The 1,472-nt window shown below is 38.7% G+C and carries 1 protein-coding gene and 1 pseudogene; both read left to right on the top strand.

What is annotated here, in order from left to right; all coding sequences use genetic code 11:
- The coding region (locus H4J50_RS18885; protein WP_182257693.1) for a TolC family protein at positions 1-1,167 on the top strand (1,167 nt) is incomplete at its 5' end.
- A gap of 70 nt (positions 1,168-1,237) precedes the next feature.
- Positions 1,238-1,472, top strand: a pseudogene (locus H4J50_RS18880) (HlyD family secretion protein); the annotation flags it as partial.

The raw sequence follows: 1,472 nt of genomic DNA, 5'->3' as shown, positions 1-1,472 counted from the left end.
CTAAACCTCAAAGATGCTATTCAATGGACACTTAAAAAAAATCCCGAACTAAAAATATTTGAATTCAAACAAAACATGTTAATTGGACGTGAAAGAACAGCAAATTTAACTCCTGCTTATGAACTGGACATTGAAGCTGAAAACTTTGCTGGTTCAGGAGAATTCAATCAGTTTGATAGTGCGGAACTAACTGTCGCTTTGTCTTCAGTTATTGAAATGGGAAATAAGCGCTCGGCGAGAATAGCACTTGTTTCAAGTTCTAGAGCGTTACTCATCGCTGAGAAAGAGGTTGCGGCACTTAACTTAATGGCTCAGGTTACTGAAAAATTTGTTGAGGTGCTTGCAGCTCAACAAAGAGTCTTATTGTCTGAAAATGCACTTGACCTAGCAGAAGAAACGTTAAAAATTGTATCTCAACGCAATCGCGCAGGTGCAACACCGGAGGCTGAAGTGAAACGGTCAAAGGCAGTTATTGCTCAGGCTAACCTAACAGTTCAATCTGAACACAAACGCTTAGAATATTTAAAACTCTCATTAGCAGCCTATTGGGGAGAGACCTCGGTATCCTTCTCTAGAGTGAATGGCGACCTTTATCAGTTTGGTCATGATAGTGATTTCAACAGCCTTTTTGCTCAGTTAGAGAACAACCCTGCTATTAAAATCTATGCTAATGAACAGCGATTAAAAGAGGCCGAAATACGGTTAGCTAAAACTGAGTCTAATGCCAATATTAAATGGTCTGTAGGGGTCAGGCGCTCTCAAGAAAGCAATGATACCGCACTAGTAGCAGGTTTTAGCTTGCCCTTATTTGCAGAAAAGCGAAATTCAGGTGCAATTGCAAGTGCGTTAGCTGAACGTGATCAAGTTGTCGTAGATAAAGAGGTAACTAAGCTGAGGTTTAGAAATTATTTACTACGAGCATACTCTAATAGAAAACAAGCAATATTAACTGCCAATGCATTAAGGAAGTCGGTTATTCCAATGCTAGAGGAAGCCCTGGAAGATACTCAATTGGCCTATCAAAAAGGAAGATATGGCTATCTTGATTATGTATCTGCTAGACAAGAATTGTTAAATGCACGACGTACCCTTATTGATGCTGCTTCTGCCGCTCTAATTTATGGGGCAGAAATAGAAAAATTAACAAACGAAGCGCTGTCATTATAAAAAAGGCATCACTTTACGATTAACCATATTTTTTAATTCAGTTATCAACTGAATTGTTTAGGATTTAAAAATGAAAAACTATTTACTCGCACTATTGATTTTTGTTGGGTATTTGTCACCCATTCAAAGTGTTTTCGCTAGCGAAGATGAAGTCGAAGAAGGCATAAGTAAAATTAAAGATAGTATGGCAAAAAGGGTTGGTGTTGAAACAGCCAACCTGTCATCAAAAATATTGAACCAGACCATTCCTGTATACGGCGCTACGACGATAGGCGCTGAACAGTTATTTCAAGTTGGTGCAAGAT

Source organism: Colwellia sp. 6M3, assembly GCF_014077595.1.
Lineage (GTDB): Bacteria > Pseudomonadota > Gammaproteobacteria > Enterobacterales > Alteromonadaceae > Cognaticolwellia.
Note: the sequence above shows the minus strand (reverse complement) of the source record. Positions and strands in the feature narration are given on the sequence as shown.